At 72.1% G+C, this 1,468-nt stretch carries 3 protein-coding genes; all 3 read right to left on the reverse strand.

What is annotated here, in order from left to right; translation table 11 throughout:
- Positions 1–456: isochorismatase family cysteine hydrolase (locus tag AB0G02_RS39895; protein ID WP_360805637.1), on the reverse strand; the 456-nt coding region annotated here is incomplete at its 3' end.
- Positions 431–781, reverse strand: coding sequence for a hypothetical protein (locus AB0G02_RS39900; RefSeq protein WP_360805640.1), 351 nt, complete (start codon positions 779–781; stop codon positions 431–433). The genes AB0G02_RS39895 and AB0G02_RS39900, both read right to left, overlap by 26 nt.
- A 63-nt stretch (positions 782–844) precedes the next feature.
- Positions 845–1,468, reverse strand: a 624-nt coding sequence (locus tag AB0G02_RS39905; protein ID WP_360805643.1) for an FAD-dependent monooxygenase, incomplete at its 5' end; no start/stop codon positions are given.

Consider the following 1,468-nt stretch of genomic DNA (forward strand, 5'->3'; position numbering starts at 1 on the left):
GTCGGCGCAACCGTCACGCAGCACGGTCACCTGGTAGCCCCGGTCCGCCGCGTCGTAGCACGTCGCCGCGACCATCGCGCTGGTCGCCACCCCGGCGACCGCGATCCTGTCGACCCGACGGGCGCGGAGCACGTGGTCCAGATCGGTGCCGGCGAAGGCGCCGGCACGGCGTTTCAGCACGACGACGTCCTCGGCGGCCACCGGCAGGTCGATCTCGGTCCCCGCCGTGCCCTCGTGGAAGGCGTCCCCGGCCTCGAAGAACGACCTGTGCAGCTCGTTGTCCGGCAGCAGGTCGGCCCCGTTGGGCCGGAAGGCGAAGCGCACGAACACCACGAGCACCCCGGCCGCGCGGGCACGGGGGAGCAGTTCGGTGATCGGCGGCACGACCGCCCTGGCGAACGGGTAGTTGCCCGTGATGCCCCGCTGGACGTCACCGATCACCAGTGCGGTGGTCAAGGCAGGCTCCCGTCCAGCCGCTCGCCCGGTGCCCCGTGAGCAGGACACCCGGTCCGGCGGCCGTGGTGGTCGTGGTGGTCGGGTCGGCAGTGCGCCTGATCAAGCTACCGCTCGCCCGCTCCGGCCCGGTCCGACGGTGTCGCCACTGCGACACCGGCCCTGCCACGAGGTAACCCAGCGGCATGAACGCGAGACCGAACAGCAGGTCGTAGGACGAGACCCGGCTGAGCCGTTCGGTGAGAACCTGTTCCTGCACGGCGGTGTTGAACGAGACCGGGAAGACCTCGACGCCGATCCCGGCGACCGCCGCGCAGACGATCAGCACGGACTTCCTCGGACACCAGTCGGCCGAGGAACACGCCCCGGAACGGTTGCTCGCGCAAGGGGCTCAGCGGGACCCGGTGCCGTCGGACTCGTCGGTCGACAGCAGGTGTTCCGCGCCGTGTTCGAGCATCTTGGCCGTCTCCGTGGAGCGGGGCAGCATCGTGCTCTCGTAGGCGTGGACGGCTTCGTCGACGGTGGAGGAGCCGACGAGGGCGAGGGCGAGGTCGGTGGCGTCGAGCATCGCGAGGTTGACGCCGACGCCGAGCGGGGGCATGAGGTGGGCGGCGTCGCCGAGCAGGGTCACCGTCGGGTGGTGCTCCCAGGTGTGGGGGACCGGGAGGGCGAAGATCGGGCGGTCGACGTAGGGGCCGTCGTTGTCGGTGATCATCCGGCGCATGCGCGGGGACCAGTCGGAGAACTCGTCGAGCAGGTGGGCGCGGAGACCGGCGGTGTCGGAGGTGGTCAGGCCCGCGGCGGCGATCCAGTCGACCGGTGCCCGCCGGATGACGTAGACCCGGATGTGGTCGTCGCCGTTGCGCTGGGCGAAGAGGCCGCGTTCGCCGTCGGCCGCGTGGGCGCCGCCCTGGCCGACCAGCCGGGCGAGGTCGGGGTGGCGGTTCTCCACGTCGTCGAACCAGGCTTCCAGGAAGCTCACGCCGGTGTGCCGGGGGACGGCCGGCGAGACGGC

Source organism: Actinosynnema sp. NPDC023658 (genome assembly GCF_040639995.1).
In the GTDB taxonomy this organism is placed as follows: domain Bacteria; phylum Actinomycetota; class Actinomycetes; order Mycobacteriales; family Pseudonocardiaceae; genus Actinosynnema.